Consider the following 18,588-nt stretch of genomic DNA (forward strand, 5'->3'; position numbering starts at 1 on the left):
GAGCCGTTACAGCTTCGGCAGGCCCGTCCGGGTTCTCCAGCTTACGGTTACCGACATCCGTAGGGCCGCAGCTAGGGCAAGGAGCCACACAAGCATCCCGGCCGCTGCCGTGAGCGTCCAGGGCGACAGCCCGGAGACGGACATGCCCGAAGCCGTCTGGAAAGCGATCCCGGCAACCGCCAGCATCCAGCCGATCGCGCCCGCATGGACAAGCAGTGCTTTGCGGGACTGCGCTTCGTCCGATTTTTCCAGCAGCCAGCCAAGCAGCGGAATCGTCTGAACCGCATGAAATCCCAGCCCGTGCAGGACGATCAGATTGCCTGAAGCTCCGGTATAACGGCTCTCCAGAACGACCATGCCGATACCTGCCGAAACAGCCGCCATAGTGGAGAGAAACCCGTATCGGATGCCGAGAATGACAAGCGGCCGGTCCGCAAAGGCCGATTTTCTGAAAAAAGCCGCTGCAAGCCAGACGATGAGAACAATCAGCAGCATGGAGTCCATACCGAAGGTGATGCCCGCGATACGGTCCAGGGCGGAACCCGCCTGCGAAAAGCGCGGATTGATTCCCCTCAAATGCTGGACGGATTCCAGCAGATAGGCTGCCCCTGCGGTAAAGGCGAGCAGCCAGCGGTATACTTTGCGCGAGCGGACGCTCATACGGGCCAGAGGCAGAATGGCCGCGATCGACAAGATAAACATGCCTAGTGCGGCGTTAAACGAAAAGGCGCTTTCCACGTTGCCTTCCGGAAGTATCCGGCTTCCGTATAACGTCATGTAAACCGCCATAAAAGCCGCAAGTATAAAACCTGCCAACCCCGTCCAAATTAGTATGCGCTCGCCTGAAAACATCGAGTTGGAGTTTTCGTGTCCGTTATAAAGAGCTGATTTCATTTTATACACTCCCTATTCTCACAATTTATTTATTAGTCAATAAATAATTCTGTAAAAAAAAGGCAGCTTAAACGTGCCGCCTTGGTCTGTTTTAGCAGTTCAAATCTTTGAATGGAAGCAGTCCGGGAAGCTGCAGCACATCCGAAGTTACAATCAAAAGTCCGATTGCCATAAAATGGCCGGCCGCCGTTTCGACATCGTCCACCCCGGCTTCCGTGAACTTCCGCACGATTGAAGTGTGTATCAGCGCAAACTTCTCGCTCATATATCTGCGGATTTCGGGTTCCGATATGGCGGGAGCCTGCAGCACCATCAACATTTCCGCCCGGTGGACCCGCATAAGCTCGTTGAATGCCTGGCCCATCGATTCCATGATGAGATTTCCCGGAGACTCCACCTGCATGAAGGCATTATAGAGCCGCAGTACGGCCCGGTCAACCACCGCCTTAAACAGTTCTTCCTTGTTCTTGAAAAAGTGAAACACGTAGGGCTGCGTTACGCCCGCCGCTTTAGCCACCATGGCTGTCGTTGCTTTATAGTATCCGAGTTCCGCGAATATTCCCACGGCTGCGTCTATAATCTGTTCTTTGCGATCTTCGCGGACAACCAACTCCGCACCCCCTCTTTTATTTATTGATAAATAAATCATAAAAGCCGAGCGGCCGTTTCGTCAAGAGGCAACGTTAACTTTTTTTGCCTGCAGCTTTTCACTGCCTGCTGTTTTCCGCTTTCTCCCTACCTGAAACTGCCGAAACTTGCTGCATCGCCTCCAAAAGCGCTTAGGTTTTACGTGAAGCGTATAGGACCGCGCCTGCTTACCTATAGAGATATGAATAGAGTCGGTGCTCCGATTGATTAGCCCGGTATCGGCATTCGTTTCGACTTTAGCGCACGTTAAAAAACCGCCGGACTTGGGTCCGGCGGCCGTTATCGTTGAAGCTTATTTGCTCAAAATGTCCGTCAGGACAGGTACGATCTGCGATTTGCGGGAAACGACGCCCTTCAGCACCGCTTTGTTATCGGCCAGCGTTACGTTGTACGCTTCCTCAACCGCTTTGGCGGAAGAGCCGAGCGCGAGACCGATGGAATCGTTGTTAAGAATGTCGGTTACGACGAACAGGAAAAGATCCAGTCCTTTTTTCTCGATAATCGCGTTCAAAGCGGCTTCCAGCTCGTCCTGACGGGCGAGAACATCGTTCGTGTCCACCGCATTCACCTGTGCGATCTCCACCTTGTGGGAGCCCATCTGGAACTCTTTCGCGTCCAGCGAAATGAGCTGCTCGATCGTTTTGTCGCTAAGGTCCGCGCCAGCTTTGAGCATGTCCAGCCCGTAGCTTTCAAGGTTAACACCGGCGATTTCCGCCAGTTCGCGGGCAGCCGCCACGTCCTGCTCCGTGCAGGTCGGCGATTTCAGAAGCAGCGTGTCCGAAATAATGGCGGATACCATCAGTCCGGCAATGTTTTGCGGAACGGTCTTGCCGTTTTCTTTGTACAGCTTGTTCAGAATCGTCGCCGTGCAGCCGACAGGTTCGGCGCGGTAGTAGAGCGGACCGCTTGTCTCGAAGTTCGCGATACGGTGGTGGTCGATGACTTCGGTAACGCGCACTTGATCGATGTCGCTTACGCTCTGCTGACGTTCGTTATGATCGACGAGAATAACGGTCTTGGCTTCGCCGGCAACCGTCTCGACAAGACGGGGAGCTTCTGCCTTAAAAGTATCCAGCGCGAATTGGGTTTCGCCGCTTACGGCTCCCAGGCGGACCGCTTCTACGTTTTCGCCAAGCTGGGTTTTCAGGTCTGCATATGCGAGTGCGGAACAAATGGTGTCGGTGTCCGGGTTTTTGTGTCCGAAAATCAATGTTTTTTCCATTAATAAAGGCTCCTTACTTCGTTTGAATTTAAAGGATCGCAAGATAAGCTAAAAATCCTACCTCGATTATAGCGTTAAAACCTGTTTATTCCAATCCCTATACAGAGAATAATCAGGGGGCTGCTTCAAAGTCTCCGGCCGATATACAAAAGGTGTGAAGAAGAACCGAGATTGTACGGATCTTCGGCCGCCTGAAGGATCAGATCCAGCACTCTGCGGGAAACTTCCTCTCCCTGCCCACGCCAATAATCCCACTGTTCTTCTGTCATTCCGGCGGCGATGCTTCCCGAACCGATCAGCTTGACGGTTTCGAAGCCGTGTGATTCCATGAACGGGACGACGTCGCCAACCTGGAAATAGTACGCGCCGGTAAAGCGCCCTTCCTCGCTGTGATTGAAGGAGCCCGTTTCGGCGAAAGCTTCCAGCCCGCTGACGGTATCGTTGGGCTTCCAGTTCCGCGGAAAGCGCAGGGAATTGGCGAGATGCCTGATCCGCGGCATAAAAGCGACAAAAACCAAGCCGTCTTTGGCCGTTACCCGGTGCAGCTCGCGCACCGCCTTCACCCGGTCTTCTGCGGCCTGCAGATGATAAAGAGGCCCGAGCATCAGGGATGCGCCGAACTGACCGTCTCCGAACAGGCTGAGGTCCCTGGCATCCGCCGCGTGAAAGCCGCCGAACCGCTCCAGCAGTCCCAGCTCTTCCGCTTTGCCCCGCGCCGTTTCCACGAGCTTGGGCGTCAAATCGGCCAGGGTCACCCGGTGTCCCTCACGGGCCAGCTCCATCGCGTATTTGCCGGGTCCTGCCCCGTTATCGAGAACAGCGGTGCCCGGCGGCATATACTTTTTGATAAAAGAGAGATTAATGATATATTCCCACGGTTCCCGGTCCAATCGCCCCCACTCGTCAAAACGGCTGTAATAGTTTACGATCGGTTTCATTTGTCGCGCCTCCCGAAGTGCTGTTCCCAAAACAATTCGAGGCCGGAAGCCGTTTTTCCTTTACATGAAACAGGAATTAGGGGGTTGATGTTTAATAGGATTAAAGGTGGAGTCATCAGAAAACAGAACCCGTACAAAAGGAGAACAATCATGAACATTACAGAATTGCGCCAAGGCGAGCCCTATCCGATGGACCTGCTCCTGCTTGCCGATCCTTCGGAGGAGCTGGTACATGAATACATGCAAAGAGGACGCTGCTTTACCGCAGCGGACGTGGACGGGACCGTGATAGGCGTCTACGTGCTGCTCCCGACCCGCCCGGGGACGGTCGAGCTCGTTAACGTGGCGGTCCGCGAAGATTATCACGGCAGAGGCTACGGCAAGCGGCTCGTTCTCCATGCCATCGGGCAAGCCAGGGAATCCGGCTTTAAAACGATCGAAATCGGGACAGGCAGCACCGGTGTCGCCCAGCTTGCGCTTTATCAGAAATGCGGATTCCGCATTACGGGAATCGACAAGGACTTTTTTGTGCGGCACTATGCCGAAGAAATTTACGAGAACGGGATGCAGGTGATCGATATGGTCCGGATGTCCCGGGATTTATAGATTTCCCAGCACAAAAAGGCTTTACGAGGCCGTCCGGAGACGGTCCTGGTAAGCCTTTTGCCAAAACGGCGGGATGGGCGAGCGCACTGAACGCCCTCTCATCCTCCCCCTTATTCGTCCTGCGGAAGGTGCTCCCTGCAAAACGTATCGACGACCGCAAGCTCTTCGTCCTCAAGATCGAACTCAAGGTAGGCATCCGTCGAATTTTCGTGGATATCGTACTTGATGATTCGGCTCTGGTCTTCATCCACGCCGTATATCACCCGCAGATAGATTCCGTTCGCCGTGTACAGCTCGTCGTCTTCGGGCACGTCTACCTCCAGATTAAATTCATAACGCTTGCCCGGAATAATTCCGAACGGGTCTTTTACAAGTTCTGCACTATAAGCCGTAATCGTTAGCATGTCAGCATTCCTTTCTCATCCAAACCTTCGAAGCCTATTATACACCGAATCCGGGAAATTCCCATCCCTCTCTTCGGGTCCCGGATTTTCAGGAGATCAATCCGAGCTTTTTGGCCTGCTCCTCGGTCAAGACAAATTCCTCATTGGCCCATACGTCGTCCTCCTGATTCAAGCCGAACATGCTCATCACTTCGGGCCAAATTCCTTTCTCGAGCGCTTCGCTCTGCGTAATCATAATTTTCATCTTTACTTCCCCCTTTGAAATGGTCTGTCTGGTCAGCCGCTGTGTCCGCTTCTCTTCATTCATTACCCAGAAAAGCATTTCCTATGACAGCCGGAGCCTTCCGAATTTTAATAACGTCTGCGGGTCCGGCAAACCCGGATGTGTGGTAGAACTTCGAGGAAAAGCGCTGACGAGCACCGGTATCGGGAGGGATCAGAAGAACAGAAGCGGCAGAAGTACGAAGGAAGGCAAGTTGTCTGAAACATTTATTAATCTCATTAATAATTATTGTTGTTAAAATCCCTTTAATAAGACGTTTTTTTGTAAAGGCAGTCGCATCTGAATGCAAAAAAGCCCGCCGGGCAAATGCCCGGCAGGCTTTTATATCAATAAGCTACGTTGTGTGAGTGTGCCGCCGGGTTAAACTCCTTGGGAGCGATTAACCTTCAAGCAGCAGGGATTCCGGATCTTCGAGCAGTTCTTTCACGGTGACGAGGAAGCGAACGGCCTCGCTGCCGTCTACGATACGGTGATCGTAGGAAAGCGCGATGTACATCATCGGACGGTTTTCCATTCTTTCCGCATCGATCGCAACCGGACGGATCTGGATTTTGTGCATGCCCAGAATGCCCACTTGCGGAGCGTTAAGAATCGGCGTGGACAGCAGGGAGCCGAATACGCCGCCGTTCGTGATCGTGAACGTGCCGCCTTGAAGGTCGGACAGTGCCAGGGTGTTGGCGCGCGCCTTGGCGGCCAGGTCCCCGATCTGCTTCTCGATATCCGCAAAGCTCAGACGGTCCGCTTCGCGTACGACCGGAACGACCAGGCCTTCCTTGGCGGATACGGCGATACCGATATCATAGAACTGCTTCACGACGATATCGTCTCCGTCGATCTCCGCGTTCAGATGAGGGAATTTCTTCAGAGCGCCGACGACCGCTTTCGTGAAGAAAGACATAAAGCCGAGGCCCACTTCGTGCTTGTCCAGGAACGCCTGCTTGCGGCGTTTACGCACGTCGAGGATCGCCGTCATGTCGACTTCGTTGAACGTCGTCAGCATGGCAGCCGTGTGCTGAGCTTCCACGAGACGGTTCGCGATCGTCTGACGGCGGCGGGACATGCGCTTGCGCTCAACCGGTTTGCCCGGTACCGCTTGCTGGGCGGCTTGTCCTGCACCCGCGGACTTCGCCGCAGCCGGCGCGCTTGCCGGTTGTGCCGCTTGCGTGCCGTGGGACTTCACGTCGTCCGGGTACACGCGGCCGATCGGATCCTGCGATTTGACCTGGCTCAGGTCGATACCGCGCTCTCTGGCAAGCTTTCTGGCGGCCGGCGAAGCAGCCAGTGCCGCGCTGTCGCTTTCCGCTGGGGAAGCCGCCGGAGCTTTGGCAGGCGCCTCTGCTGCCGGGGAAGCTGCAGGAGCTTCCGCCGCTTTAGGAGCTTCAGGCGCTGCCGCTGGAGCCGCTGCCGCCGGTGCGCCGGAGGAAGCGCCGATCACGCCGACGATTTCGCCGACCGATACGTTGTCGCCTTCCTGCTTGCGGATTTCGGACAGGACGCCGTCCTGTTCCGCGCTGATTTCCAGGTTGACTTTGTCCGTTTCAAGTTCAAGCAGCAAGTCGCCTTGACTTACCGTACTTCCTTCTGTCACAAGCCATTTAGAAATGGTTGCCTCAGTAATCGATTCGCCTAGTTCAGGCACTTTAATATCAGCCACGATGGTGACCTCCTATGCAATGGTTATTATTCCGGTTGTTTAAGAGCGAGCGAGATAATCTGGTTATGTTCGAACGTATGAATCTCCTGGAAGCCGCTGGCCGGGCTGGAGCGGTCAGGCAGACCTACGTAACGCACGTTGACTTTGTCCGGCGCAAGGGAACGGATTCGGGATTCCATGAAGTTCCAGGAGCCCATGTTCCGCGGCTCTTCTTGTACCCAGACGATTTCTTTCAGTCCCGGGTACTTCGCGATAATGTCCGCGATATCCTGTTCCGGCAGCGGGTAAAGCTGCTCGACGCGGGCAATATGAAGCCACGAGAAATCGCGGTCTTCGGAAGTTTCAACCGCTTCTTCCAGATCGATCGCCATTTTACCGGTGGTCAGCACAAGACGTTTCACTTTCTTCGGCTGATCGCCAAGGCCTTTCTGTTCCATGACCGGCAGGAAGGAGCCTTCGCTGAATTCCTTGCCGTCCGACGATACGCGCGCGTTGCGGATCAAGCTTTTCGGCGCCATAATCACGAGCGGACGAGCCTCTTCGCGTTCCGTAATGGCGGCTTGACGGCGGAGAATATGGAAATACTGCGCCGCGCTGCTCAGGTTAGCGACCGTCCAGTTGTTTTCCGCGGAAAGCTGCAGGAAACGTTCCAGACGGGCGCTGGAGTGTTCCGGTCCTTGACCTTCGTAGCCGTGCGGCAGAAGCATCACGAGACTGGATTTTTGCTCCCACTTGGAGCGGCCCGCGGAGATGAACTGGTCGATGATAACCTGCGCCGCATTGGCGAAGTCTCCGTATTGAGCTTCCCAAATGACAAGCGTTTCAGGCGAATATACGTTATAGCCGTATTCGAAAGCAAGAACGGAGCCTTCGGACAGCGGACTGTTGTAAATAGCGAACGATGCGCGCGCCTGCGGCAGCTTGTGCAGCGGCGAGTAGGTCGAGCCGTTCTTCACATCGTGCAGAACAAGGTGACGGTGCGCGAACGTTCCGCGGCCCACGTCTTGTCCGCTGATCCGGATCGGCTTGCCGTCGGCCAGGATCGTAGCGAACGCCAGCGTCTCCGCAAGCGCCCAGTCTACCTTGCCGCCTTCGTTAAGCGCGTCTCCGCGGCGTTCCAGGATCCGCTGCAATTTCGGATAGACGTTGAAATCTTCCGGCCAAGTGATCAGCTCGCGGTTGATTTCCTGCAGTTCCGGAAGCGGAACGGCCGTATTGATTTTTTTCAGATCATCGAAAATAGCGGGCTCGGCGACACGTTTTCCCTTGCCTTGATGATTTTTGACGAGATCGTACGCTTCCTGAAGCGTGTTCTGGATGTTCTGGATCATCTGCTGGTAGCCGTTGTCGTCTACAAGCCCTTCCTGCTTCAGCTTTTCCGCATACAGGACGGAGATCGTGGAATGATTCTTCACCTTGCCGTACATCAGCGGCTGAGTCGTTTCCGGATCGTCGTTCTCGTTATGGCCGTAACGGCGGTAGCCGATCAGGTCGATCAGGAAGTCCTTCTTGAACCGGTTGCGGTATTCGCAAGCCAGACGCGCCGCAGCGAGACATGCTTCCGGGTCGTCCGCGTTAACGTGAACGATCGGGATTTCGTAACCTTTGGCAAGATCGCTCGCATAGTGAGTGGAGCGCGAATCCGAGCTGTCGGTTGTGAAACCTATCCGGTTGTTGACGATAATGTGGATCGTTCCGCCGTTCTCATAACCGGTCAGCTTCGTAAAGTTCAGTGTCTCGGCAACGATGCCTTCACCCGGGAACGCGGCGTCGCCGTGCATGACAATACAAGCCGCCTTGTTCAGATCCTGATCTGGATAGCCGGGATTTTCACGATTATCTTGTGCCGCACGCGCAAAACCCTCAACGACTGCGCCTACAAACTCCAAGTGACTCGGGTTGTTCGCGAGTGTCAGCTTGGCTTCTCTAGTTTCGCCTTCCTTGATTGAGCGTCGTGCACCCAGGTGGTACTTTACGTCCCCTGTCCAGCCGTAGTTGATTCCTGTGGATCCTTCGGATGGAATGATGTCTTTGTTCGGCGAATGATGGAATTCCGCAAAAATTTTCTTGTACGGCTTACCCAGAATGTGAGCAAGCACGTTCAGGCGTCCGCGGTGAGCCATCCCCATCAGAATGTGTTCCGCTCCGTCGTGAACGACTTCATGCACGATTTCGTCTAAAAGTGGAATAAGTACGTCCGTACCTTGCAGTGAGAAACGTTTCTGGCCGACAAACGTGCGGTGCAGGAAGTTTTCAAACTGCTCTGTCTGTACGAGCCGGTCAAGAAGCTTGGTGCGCTCTTCTTTCGTCAGCGGCTCGATGGAGGCGCCGGATTCCGCCTGGCGGTTCAGCCAGTTGCGCTCGTCTTCTTCGTGAACATGGCTGAATTCAAAACCGATCGATTGGGAATACCTTTGACGAAGGCGCTGGATCGCTTCCCAGCCGTTCGCCACGTCCGAAGGAGCTTCTTCCCAGACGATTGAAGCAGGCATTGCCATCAGATCTTCTTTGGTCAGGCCGTATGTGCCCGGCTCAAGCAGTCTTGTATCCGGGTTGGTGCTCAGACCCAGCGGGTCCAGGTTGGCAGCTAAGTGCCCGTATGTGCGAATATTCCACACCAGTTTGCCGACGGCGACGACTTTCTTCAGCACGTTCGGGTCGCTGATGGTAGTGGTTCCTGCGTTTGCCTGACCTTCGGATTGGACGGTTTGTACCGTTGCCGGAGGCGCTCCAAAACGCGCAAACAGGTCCCGATAAGCTGCTTCCACAGAATCGGGATCGTTCAGATACTGCTCATACTTCTCTTGAATGTAACCTAGGTTCGGCCCGTAATAAGATTCCCAGGGCCATCGACTGCCTTCCACTTCATTCTTCATAGCTGTAATTTTCCGCCTCACTTTTAAGATATTAGTTCTGCTCGTAAAGAACTTCTAGCATAACAATAACGATAGCCTTCCTCGTTGAGAATCTCTTCTCAATTTCAGGTATCGTCATCAAATGTGGAAATTACAATACTTATTATAATGCAGTCTATAGAAAAGTCCAAAAAAATTGCGCATTTTGTCACAAGAGTTCACAATTTAACCGGCAATTATGGTTTTTTTGGTAAAAAGCTCATAGATTGCCGGTTTTTTCGCCAAGTTTTCAGACAATTCCCCTTAAAAAAAGAGAGATTTCAGCTTTTATTTCCCCTCCGGTACCGCCCGTTCCTCAAAATGTTCAGAAAGTGTTCGCAAACCTTCCGCCAATTCTTGTCCGGAAACGGGTCTTCCGTGTCCCGTAACGGCCAGTGAAGGCTGCAGTCCTTCCAGAAAACGGACGGAGATTTTGGCCGCTTCCCAATCGGTCGTAAAATATTTCGGGGGCCCGTTCACTTCAGGCGTCTGCATGATCACTTTATAAAGCGACTCCTGCTTCACGTTCACGAAAGCGTCTCCCGCAATCAATGCCTTATCCTTGTCCCGGAAAAGGGAAATGTGCCCCGGGGTGTGGCCCGGCGTATGAATCCATCTCCAGTCCGGCATTTCCGGAATGGAGCCGTCCGAAGGAAGCTTGCGCAGATAGCTGCCCAGATCGATTCCTTCGTTCGGGAAAGTCGGCGACATTTTCGCGACGAGTCCGCTGTCCACGTCCGGATCGGCCGGCGGATAGTCCTGCATGCCGTTCAAATAAGGAATCTCGAGCTCGTGCGCGTATACGGGCACGTTCCACCGCTTGACCAGATCGACGATAGCACCGACATGGTCGAAATGACCGTGGGTCAAAACAATCGCGCGCGGAGGCACCGTCCCGAAACGCTTTTCCGCGGCTTCGGCAATGTCGTCCGCCGAGCGCGGCATTCCTGCGTCCACAAGCACCCATCCCTGCGGATTGCTGACTTCGCCCACAAACACGACGTTCACGATCTGCAGGGTGAGACAATAGATGTCCGGGGTAACCTCGGTCCCTTCTCCGCTCTTGACGGACGTGACCGGCATCCTTTTATCTTCAAATGTATTTTCCATCTGTTCGGCTCCTTTCTTACTCCGTAGTTTTCCAGAAAACTCTGTCCCTGCTTATACTTACCCCATTCACCGCAAAAAAATCGGTTCTGTCCGGGCATTCTGTGAGTTCCCCGGGTGCGGAGGCACTTCAAAGCGCAAAATTCGACAGGAGGTATAAATCTTCCCGCTTTTCACAAAATAGGAAAAACCGGCGGAGGAGATGGGGCCATGCTTTTCAAAAAATGGATACGCTTGTTGTCCGGCACGAATCCCCCTTCTCCCGTTATCCGGCAAATCCATGCCGTCCCTCCCGTGCTTGAAAGGATCAGAGAACAGTTTAAAGACTGCAGCGATCTTACCGAGCGGGAGTTTCCGGAGCTGGGAGTCACGCTTTTTTATTTCAAGCATATGGTCAGCCCCGATCTGTTCGAGCGCGAAATTTTGACCCCTCTCGAAAACGTTCAAGCGGACGAAACGGACGAGCTGCTGAAAAATTCGATTTTTATCCGTGTGACCGAGGAAAGCCTGCTTATCGAAAAAATCGTCAGCGGCTGGGCCGCCCTGTTTGTCAGGGGGACCGCTTATACCGTCGACATTTACGGGCCTGAAGTCCGCGGCATCGAGCAGTCGGAGACGGAAGGCGTAATCGTCGGCCCCCACGACGCTTTTACGGAATCTCTGGAAGCGAACCTGTCTCTTATCCGCAGGCGGGTAAAAAGCAGTCATCTGAAAGTCCAGACGTTTACCGTGGGCGAAGTTACGAACAGCAAAATATTCGTCCTGTACATCGACGGAATCGCCAATATGGAATACGTGAACACGATGTCGCAGCGCATACAGGCTATCGAGACGGACGCGGTCTTCGATGCGACCATGCTCGTCCAGCTCATCGACGATTATCCCAACTCGGTATTCCCGATTATGCTGAACACGGAACGTCCCGACGTAGCGGCCTCCAAACTTGTGGAAGGCAAAGTCGTCGCCATCGTGGAGCAGAGTCCTTCGGTCATCTGCGGACCGACTTCCTTTTTCGAGTTTTTTATTTCACCCGACGACTATTACAGCCGCTGGGCGGTCGGTACCATGACCCGCCTGCTGCGTTACGCGGCTTTTATCATCACCATCTCCTTTACGGCCTTGTATGTTTCCATTACGACATACCATTACGAGATGATTCCGGACAATCTGATCACGACGCTGACGGAATCACGCAGCCGTGTCCCTTTTCCGCCCGTTTTTGAAGCGCTTCTCATGGAGACGACAATCGAGCTGCTCCGGGAAGCCGGAGCCAGGCTCCCTACCAAAATCGGGCAGACGATCGGCATCGTGGGCGGTATCGTCATCGGGCAGGCGGCCGTTCAGGCGGGTTTTACGAGCAACATCCTGATCATTGCGGTGGCTTCTTCGGCGATAGCCTCCTATGTGATTCCCAGCTATACGATGAGCGCTTCCATCCGGCTGATCCGCTTCGGACTGGTCATCGCGGCAGGCGTGCTGGGCAATTTCGGCCTCATGGCCGGCATCGCGCTGGTCATCATCCATCTGGCCAAATTAACGAGCCTCGGCGCTCCGTACACGATACCGGTCGCTCCCATCAAATTTAAGGACTGGAAGGACATCTTTATCCGCGCCCCTTTCTGGAGCCTGAAAAGCAGGCCTACCCAGTCCCTTGCCATGAACAAAAAATACAACAAGCTCAAAAAGTAGGTGGTCGGCTTTGTCCAGGGAGAAATTATATACCCACCATGCCGGGTTTCTCGTTTTCAACACGCAGATGGGTGTCGTATTCTTCACTCTCCCGCGGATAGCGGCCACTCATTTCGGAACGAACGGCTGGGCATCCATGTTTTTCGTCGGGATTCTCGTTACTTTCAACATTTATCTGATCTCGCTTGTCAACAAGCACGGGAAAGGAGCTTCTTTCTTCGAAATCGTGGAGAAGGCGATTCCCGCATGGCTGCTGGCACCGCTCTATCTGTTCATGACAGGCGTTTTCAGCATGATCGGATGCCTGGTGGTCAAGCAGTATGCGCTTATCTATCAGCTGCTGATTTTTCCTTCCACGCCCGATATGGTATTGAAAATGGTTCTGGACGTTCTCGTTCTGCTGCTGCTGCTCAAGGGCATTTACACCATCTCGAAGGCAAACATCATATTCTGTCTGTTATTGCTGCTGCTCGCTCCGATTTTCATCGCTTTTACGACGGAGTTCGATTCCATCCGGCTCACAACTTCCTTTTTTAAGGACGGGGAAAACATGGCTTTGGGATTCGTGAAAATGTACAGCGCGTTTATGGGCTACGAAGTCAGCCTGTTCCTCATTCCCTATGCCAGCCGGAGCGTCAATTGGATGAAGGGGGTTTACCTCGGAAACTTCGTGGTGATGTTCGTATATATGATGGTCACGTTCATCTGTTACGGCGTTTTCAGCTATATCCAGCTTAAGCATCAGTCTTTTCCGCTGCTGGATCTGCTCGCGTATGTAAAATTTCCGTTTATGGAACGCGTTCAAAATTTCCTGTACAGCGTTTTTCTCATTTCCGTGATCGTAACGGCCTCCATGTATATCTGGAGCAGTAAAGAAACGCTGGCCCGGCTGGTTCCCAAAATAAACGTCAAATATATGTCCGCCGGGATCGTGCTCATCACCTTCTTCATTTCGTACATTCCCAAAACCCTTATTACCGTGGAAAAGTGGTTCGGTTATCTCAGTGTCATGACGATTTTTCTCGCGTTTTTTTTGCCGGTGTTTGCACTCGTTGTCTTACTTTTCCGTAAAAGGAGGGGAACGAATGCGTAAGCCGGGCATTCTTGTCCTTGCGGCGCTCTTTCTTCTTACCGGCTGCACAAGCGACCAGAACATTCTCGAAAAGATCGGCTACGTGCAGTCTGCCGCCTATGACTGGGCGCCGGACAACAAAATGAAGGCCACCTTGAGCATCCCCGTTATCGAGAGGGAATCCCAGGACGGGCATGACGAAGTACTGATGATAACGGCATCGAGCAATAAAGCGGCGAAAAACCTGCTTTCCCGGAAAACGAGCCGGACGCTCGTCAGCGGACAGCTCAGAAACCTGCTGTATGGCATTAAGCTGGCCAAAACCGGCCTCCGCCAGCATATGGACAGCCTTCTGCGCGATCCTTCCATCTCCAAAAGAGCCAACATCATTCTTGTGGAAGGCGAAGCGCGCGATATTATCAGCCGCGATTATCCCGGCCACCCCAAAACGGAGCAGTATGTGGCCAAGCTGGTGCAGAAAGAGTTTCAGCTCCAAAACATGCCGCGTATTCTTCTCCATCAGTTTATCCGGGATTATTTCGACGAGGGCATCGATCCGATCGCGACCGTTATCCGCGCATCCGGAAAAGACCTGGAGATCAGCGGAATCGGGTTATTCAAAAACGATGTCTACGTCACCAAACTTCCTACGAAAGACATGATCTTCTTTAATCTGCTGTACCAGAACCAGAGACAGGGTGAATTTTCTTTCGCTTTGAACGACGAGGAAGTTAAGTCGATCATGTTCACCGCCATCTCCAGCAAACGGAAAATTAAGATCCGGACAGACGAAAAAGGCGTTATTCACGCGGACATTCATATGGCCGTCCAAGGAAGCGTTCTTGAATACATCGGCAGCCTCGATTTAAGCACGGACGAACTCACCAAGGTGGAGAAGAAAGTGGCCGCCTATATTTCCGAACATTCCGAAAGGGTGTTCTCTATCCTGCAGGAAAACGGCACCGACAGCATCGGGCTCGGCCGGTACGTCCGGAACAAGCTGGGGCATGAAGGGTGGAAGAAGCTGGACTGGGAAGAGACCTACCCGGCCATACAAGTGCATGTCAAATCCGAGTTCCGTATTAAAAATTTCGGTAATTTTTTTGATTGACTGTATGAGGGTACGAAATAGAAGCAGCTATAAAAGGAAGCCGCCGGGTTTCCTTTTTTGTTCCGGCAAAGGGTATATTTTTCCTCCGTCTCTTGTGTGAACCGGGCTTTCCTTGTATACTGTCATAGCAAACATATGTTTGCCTTCACTATCATCGTCAGTCAACGGAGGCCTTATGAAAGGATCAACTCATCTCGCAATCGGTACGGCCATCGGACTTGCCGCGTCCGCTTTTCATCCTCTTACCTTAACCAACGCCGCGGTATACATATCGGTGGCCGCTTTCTCCGCGCTAAGCGCGGATCTGGACGGCCCCAGCATGCTGAGCAGCAAGCTCGGCAAAATTTCCAAATGGCTGCGCGAAGTGTTTCTGTGGGGAGGCGCTTTGCTTGTAGCGGCCGTGGCCTACCTCTTCTTTACGAAGCATCAGTTTTACCCGGAACGGATGACGATCGCGGTCATGATCTTTCTGATCGGCTTCGTGACCAAAGAAGGCATCATCCGCAACGCGCTCGTCAGCCTGGTCGGAGCGGGACTCATTTATTGGGGATGGGATACCCAGATGAGGTGGCTGATGGGACTCGGCGCATTTGTCGTGTGGGCTCCCTGGCTGAAGCACCGGGGGATGACGCACACGGTATGGGCGCTTGCGGCATGGGGCGCCATCGGCATGGAGCTGGAGAAACAGCTGCAGCTGGAGGGTATTATGATGGTCGCCGTCGCGGGCTACTTCTCCCATCTGTTCGCCGATACTTTGACGCCAAGCGGCGTGAAATGGCTGTATCCATTGTACAAGAAGTCTTTTAAAATCCCGTTTCTGTAGATTTTGAAGGGGGCCTCTTTCCACCGTCGTCTTATTAAGCAAATCACTTAAGGACGGTGGAAGCCTTGAACAAATCTCCAGACTTTACGGCATCGTTTTTATATCTGCTCGCACTTCTTCCCATGGGAATTTTCGGTTTTGTATATGCGGTAGCAGGAATAGCGTTGTCCATCGGGCTCATGCCGATCTTTATCGGATTTCCGCTTCTTCTGTTCGTTCTGCGGACGAACCGGCACCTGACGGACCTGGACGCCCGTCTCGCATCCCGGCTCCTCGGCTTGGAACCCCAGACGGAGACGGAAACTTCCCGGGGTGCATCTGCTCAGGAAGGGAAGTCCTTCTGGTCCCGGCTAAGCGCGGAAGTGGTCGACACGCGCTCGTTCAGCGCACTGCTTTGGCAGTTCGTCCGCCTGCCCCTAGGCATTATCGCATTTGCGCTCGCGGTCTCGATTGCTGCTGTTGTGCTGGCTCTGCTGGTTGCTCCGATTGTGTACTGGGTTCTTCTTCAGTCCCTCCACATCGATATTTTCCAGGATCAGCTGAACTTCTTCCTGATGAACGAAAAGATCGACTCTATGCAGCTTTCCCTGATTTATACGGGAATCGGCATCCTGGCCGCTCCGGTCGCAGTGATCGCCATCCGCAAGCTGGCCCAGTTCATGGGCTCCGTTACGGTCGAAATGACGCGAATCGGAGCGCCGTCTTATCATCCCGCTCCCCGGTTCCGGTAATGCAAAGAGCTGTCTCCCTCGCAGGGAGACAGCTCTTTTTTAGTCCGTTTGTTCCGCTAGGTGTCGTTCGGAATTCTATCCCAAACCACAATAAGCAGAGTAGCCAGCGGCCCCATCAGCAGCGAAATGAAAAACCAGTTTAATCCGCTTCTGTTTTTTCCTTGGGCCAGACCCGCATTGATGAGCGCCAAAGTGAGCCAGCCGATGCCGTTTACCTCCATAGCCCCGTCCCTCCGTCCCCTGCTTTGCGCTGCAGGAAATAATTTGAGAAATATATCTTTCATTTCCCGGGCAACCGCACAAAACGCTAAGATAAGCGCTGAGATGACATCCTTCTCCAAAGCTTCTCTTCCATGGCTATACTGACGTCCGTCCAGCCGATCTGGCTTTCCGTCACTTTGATCCGTTCGCTTTCTTCCGTTCCGCCAGAGCGGACCTGCCAATTATTAACCCCGTTAATCATGATCTCGGCCGCCAAAATCTACCGCCTACTTTGTGCTGCAAAGAAACCAGAGTTTAATCGTCCGTCTCTCTTCCCTGAGCCGCGAAATTCAGCAGAAGCCGGCCTTCGCAAAATTGGCACACCAGATCCAGTGCCGAAATGCGGACGAATCCCTCTCCTCCGTATTCAAACAACTCGGCCCCCTTGTATAACGATGGCGCACGGAACAGAATAACGGCCTCACGGCCCGGAAAGTTAAAGGTGTACTCGCTCTCCACCCGTGTCAATATGTTCTGAAAAACCTGCGTCGAGATGTATAACTCACCTTCCAGACGAAGGAGGCTATATTCCTTATGCGCTTCCGGAAATACGTTAAAATCCCCGGACTCCACCTCATATTCCGGTGAATATTTCATAATCAGGTGGATCTGTTCACCCGTTACCGGAAGTCCGAGGGATTTGAGGTACGCAGCTTGTTGAAAATCCACAAGCTTAGACAGGGATATCAGGATAAAACCTCCCACCAGACTTATAAATGCCGCCGGCAAATTACCGGCCGCTAAAGAGAAAAACGTACCGAATAGGAGCAGAAGCTGGCCTGTAATGCTTTGTATAGTCGTCACGGCGGCTTCCTTTCTAAAAGCGGATTTGTTTAAGCTGGGTCAGCAGGCGGTCAGCCTTCTTCCGGACTGCGCTCCTGTTGTCGGGGAGCAGCCGTATCCCCGCAAGAGCAGCGATCTTCTCGCTTACTTCACCGATCGTCAATAAATCCGTATCAAGGTGATAGTTGAAAACTTCGTGGGAAAGCCCCTCTCTGCACCGGTCAATCTGGCGGGCCGCCCACGAATTCGGTCCTTCTCCCCGCGATTTTAACCTTCGGAGAAGCGTTTCCTTGGACGCGCAGAGGGCGAAATGGTGAACCGTCCTGTTATCCCTCCGGAGCCTCCCTACAATCTCGTCGAAATAGACCGGGTTGACGAGGGTCATCGGAACGAGGATCACACCGTCAAATTTGCCGCTTATGTAATTCAGCATGCCGTAATTGCTTTCCCGCCACATGGGATAATCCTGAAAATCATCCAGCGTCGTGGAAGAAGGCACATTTTTGCGAATAAAAAATCCCGCATTTTCGGGATCATATAAAAACGAACCGGGTATGCGCCGGTGCAGTTCGTGCGTCGTTTGGGACTTACCGGAGCCGAAGGCGCCGTTCACCCATATAATCACGGAAGTCACCCTCTTTTCTGTACATGTGTGGAGACCCGTTAGCTCTCCAGAGTCATTACGATCACCGAGTATTTGTGCGGAATAGACAAAACCGGGCCAAAGGCGGACAAGTTCCGCAGCAGTTCGCCGCTTACCTTCATGCGAAGCTCCTCAGGTTCGTTTGCCAGCCAGGAAACCGACCTGATTTTACCGCACCAGTCTTCGGGGGTATAGGCAAGCGAATAAGTCTGTTCCCATTCGTGCCTGAGACGGAATCCATGCCGGTCCCACTCCTCGAACCAATTCGCGGGAAAACCGCTTCTTCTTTCCCTGACTTCCGCGTTTGAGCCGGCCGGTTTCAGGACGATTCCGTTTTCTTTCAAAATGCTGAATGTGAGCTGAACAGCCTTCGACGCGGATTCGAAACCCGAATTTATCACGATGAGGCTTCCCCCGGGCGTCAGATGCCGCCGGATATTTTCCAGCGTCCGGTCACGGTCAAACCAGTGCCAGGCCCGGACGGCCGTAACGAACGAGTACGTGTCCGGCAGCCTGAACTCCTCGGCAGAGGCCTGGACGTACGAAATCTGTCCCAATCCGGCTTTCGGGCTTTGAGCGACAGCCGCTGCGATCAGCTCCGCCGAAGGCTCGATTCCCGTAATATTTGCCCCGCGCTCCGCAAGAGCTCTGCTAAAAATACCGGTGCCGGCACCGAGATCCAGTCCCTTCCCGCCTTCAAAATCGGTTCCGCGCGCTTTCAGACTGCCGGAACAGTAGATCGGGAAGAGCATCCCGGTATTTCGCGTAATCGTCCGATACTTTTCCGAAATCAGTTGTCATCATTCTCACCTCTGATCTCTACCT

Annotated in this window: 20 protein-coding genes; 6 read left to right on the plus strand and 14 right to left on the minus strand. The window is 53.4% G+C overall.

Translation table 11 applies throughout. The features are described from left to right. Positions 1-6 precede the first annotated feature (6 nt). From ABC395_RS15010 to ABC395_RS15025, 4 genes are all read right to left on the minus strand, one after another. The gene (locus ABC395_RS15010; RefSeq protein ID WP_413004273.1) at positions 7-894 is read right to left on the minus strand and encodes a hypothetical protein; all 888 of its coding nucleotides are present in this window, start codon (positions 892-894) and stop codon (positions 7-9) included. Positions 895-985: 91 nt separating this feature from the next. Beyond that, the gene (locus tag ABC395_RS15015; protein ID WP_413004274.1) at positions 986-1,504 is read right to left on the minus strand and encodes a TetR/AcrR family transcriptional regulator; all 519 of its coding nucleotides are present in this window, start codon (positions 1,502-1,504) and stop codon (positions 986-988) included. 330 nt (positions 1,505-1,834) lie between these two features. Then, positions 1,835-2,764, minus strand: a complete 930-nt coding sequence (locus tag ABC395_RS15020; protein WP_413004276.1) for a manganese-dependent inorganic pyrophosphatase — start codon at positions 2,762-2,764, stop codon at positions 1,835-1,837. Positions 2,765-2,889: 125 nt separating this feature from the next. Continuing rightward, complete coding sequence (locus tag ABC395_RS15025) at positions 2,890-3,702, minus strand: class I SAM-dependent methyltransferase (RefSeq protein WP_413004278.1); 813 nt, start codon at positions 3,700-3,702, stop codon at positions 2,890-2,892. A gap of 150 nt (positions 3,703-3,852) precedes the next feature. Here ABC395_RS15025 and ABC395_RS15030 point away from each other — a divergent pair, with 150 nt between their 5' ends. Beyond that, entirely contained in the window at positions 3,853-4,308 is a 456-nt protein-coding gene (locus tag ABC395_RS15030; RefSeq protein ID WP_413004280.1) for a GNAT family N-acetyltransferase, read from the plus strand. A 110-nt stretch (positions 4,309-4,418) separates the two neighbouring features. Here ABC395_RS15030 and ABC395_RS15035 read toward each other — a convergent pair whose 3' ends face one another. The 5 genes from ABC395_RS15035 to ABC395_RS15055 form a co-directional block, all read right to left on the minus strand. Continuing rightward, positions 4,419-4,712 (minus strand): DUF6509 family protein, encoded by a 294-nt coding sequence (locus tag ABC395_RS15035; RefSeq protein WP_413004282.1) that lies wholly within the window; start codon positions 4,710-4,712, stop codon positions 4,419-4,421. 88 nt (positions 4,713-4,800) lie between these two features. After that, a complete protein-coding gene (locus ABC395_RS15040; RefSeq protein WP_413004284.1) occupies positions 4,801-4,956 on the minus strand; it encodes a hypothetical protein in 156 nt (51 codons plus the stop codon). A 418-nt stretch (positions 4,957-5,374) separates the two neighbouring features. Next, positions 5,375-6,649: a 2-oxoglutarate dehydrogenase complex dihydrolipoyllysine-residue succinyltransferase gene (odhB, locus tag ABC395_RS15045; protein WP_413004286.1), complete on the minus strand. Its 1,275-nt coding sequence runs from the start codon at positions 6,647-6,649 to the stop codon at positions 5,375-5,377. Positions 6,650-6,675: 26 nt separating this feature from the next. After that, the gene (locus ABC395_RS15050; protein ID WP_413004288.1) at positions 6,676-9,525 is read right to left on the minus strand and encodes a 2-oxoglutarate dehydrogenase E1 component; all 2,850 of its coding nucleotides are present in this window, start codon (positions 9,523-9,525) and stop codon (positions 6,676-6,678) included. Between the two features lie 306 nt (positions 9,526-9,831). Continuing rightward, positions 9,832-10,653: an MBL fold metallo-hydrolase gene (locus ABC395_RS15055; protein WP_413004290.1), complete on the minus strand. Its 822-nt coding sequence runs from the start codon at positions 10,651-10,653 to the stop codon at positions 9,832-9,834. A gap of 207 nt (positions 10,654-10,860) precedes the next feature. Here ABC395_RS15055 and ABC395_RS15060 point away from each other — a divergent pair, with 207 nt between their 5' ends. The 5 genes from ABC395_RS15060 to ABC395_RS15080 all read left to right on the plus strand — a co-directional run bounded on the left by ABC395_RS15060 (position 10,861) and on the right by ABC395_RS15080 (position 16,076). Then, on the plus strand, positions 10,861-12,339 hold the full coding sequence (locus ABC395_RS15060) for a spore germination protein (RefSeq protein ID WP_413004292.1): 1,479 nt from the start codon (positions 10,861-10,863) through the stop codon (positions 12,337-12,339). A gap of 10 nt (positions 12,340-12,349) precedes the next feature. Then, complete coding sequence (locus ABC395_RS15065; protein ID WP_413004294.1) at positions 12,350-13,432, plus strand: GerAB/ArcD/ProY family transporter; 1,083 nt, start codon at positions 12,350-12,352, stop codon at positions 13,430-13,432. After that, positions 13,425-14,522, plus strand: a complete 1,098-nt coding sequence (locus ABC395_RS15070) for a Ger(x)C family spore germination protein (protein ID WP_413004296.1) — start codon at positions 13,425-13,427, stop codon at positions 14,520-14,522. Before ABC395_RS15065 ends, ABC395_RS15070 begins: the two co-directional genes overlap by 8 nt. A gap of 175 nt (positions 14,523-14,697) precedes the next feature. Further along, complete coding sequence (locus ABC395_RS15075) at positions 14,698-15,345, plus strand: metal-dependent hydrolase (protein ID WP_413004298.1); 648 nt, start codon at positions 14,698-14,700, stop codon at positions 15,343-15,345. A 56-nt stretch (positions 15,346-15,401) separates the two neighbouring features. Next, positions 15,402-16,076 (plus strand): sensor domain-containing protein, encoded by a 675-nt coding sequence (locus ABC395_RS15080; protein ID WP_413004300.1) that lies wholly within the window; start codon positions 15,402-15,404, stop codon positions 16,074-16,076. 56 nt (positions 16,077-16,132) lie between these two features. Here ABC395_RS15080 and ABC395_RS15085 read toward each other — a convergent pair whose 3' ends face one another. From ABC395_RS15085 to ABC395_RS15105, 5 genes are all read right to left on the minus strand, one after another. Then, complete coding sequence (locus ABC395_RS15085; RefSeq protein ID WP_413004302.1) at positions 16,133-16,297, minus strand: antitermination protein NusB; 165 nt, start codon at positions 16,295-16,297, stop codon at positions 16,133-16,135. Between the two features lie 86 nt (positions 16,298-16,383). Beyond that, positions 16,384-16,554: a hypothetical protein gene (locus ABC395_RS15090; RefSeq protein WP_413004304.1), complete on the minus strand. Its 171-nt coding sequence runs from the start codon at positions 16,552-16,554 to the stop codon at positions 16,384-16,386. Between the two features lie 38 nt (positions 16,555-16,592). Further along, positions 16,593-17,141 (minus strand): hypothetical protein, encoded by a 549-nt coding sequence (locus tag ABC395_RS15095; protein ID WP_413004306.1) that lies wholly within the window; start codon positions 17,139-17,141, stop codon positions 16,593-16,595. 13 nt (positions 17,142-17,154) lie between these two features. Continuing rightward, complete coding sequence (locus tag ABC395_RS15100; RefSeq protein WP_413004308.1) at positions 17,155-17,745, minus strand: AAA family ATPase; 591 nt, start codon at positions 17,743-17,745, stop codon at positions 17,155-17,157. Between the two features lie 38 nt (positions 17,746-17,783). Further along, positions 17,784-18,515 carry a class I SAM-dependent methyltransferase gene (locus tag ABC395_RS15105; RefSeq protein ID WP_413004310.1) on the minus strand — a complete coding sequence of 244 codons (732 nt, stop codon included), beginning with the start codon at positions 18,513-18,515 and terminating at the stop codon, positions 17,784-17,786. Between the last annotated feature and the right edge of the window lie 73 nt (positions 18,516-18,588).

Origin of the sequence: Paenibacillus canaveralius (assembly GCF_047238265.1) — a bacterium.
Lineage (GTDB): Bacteria > Bacillota > Bacilli > Paenibacillales > NBRC-103111 > Paenibacillus_F.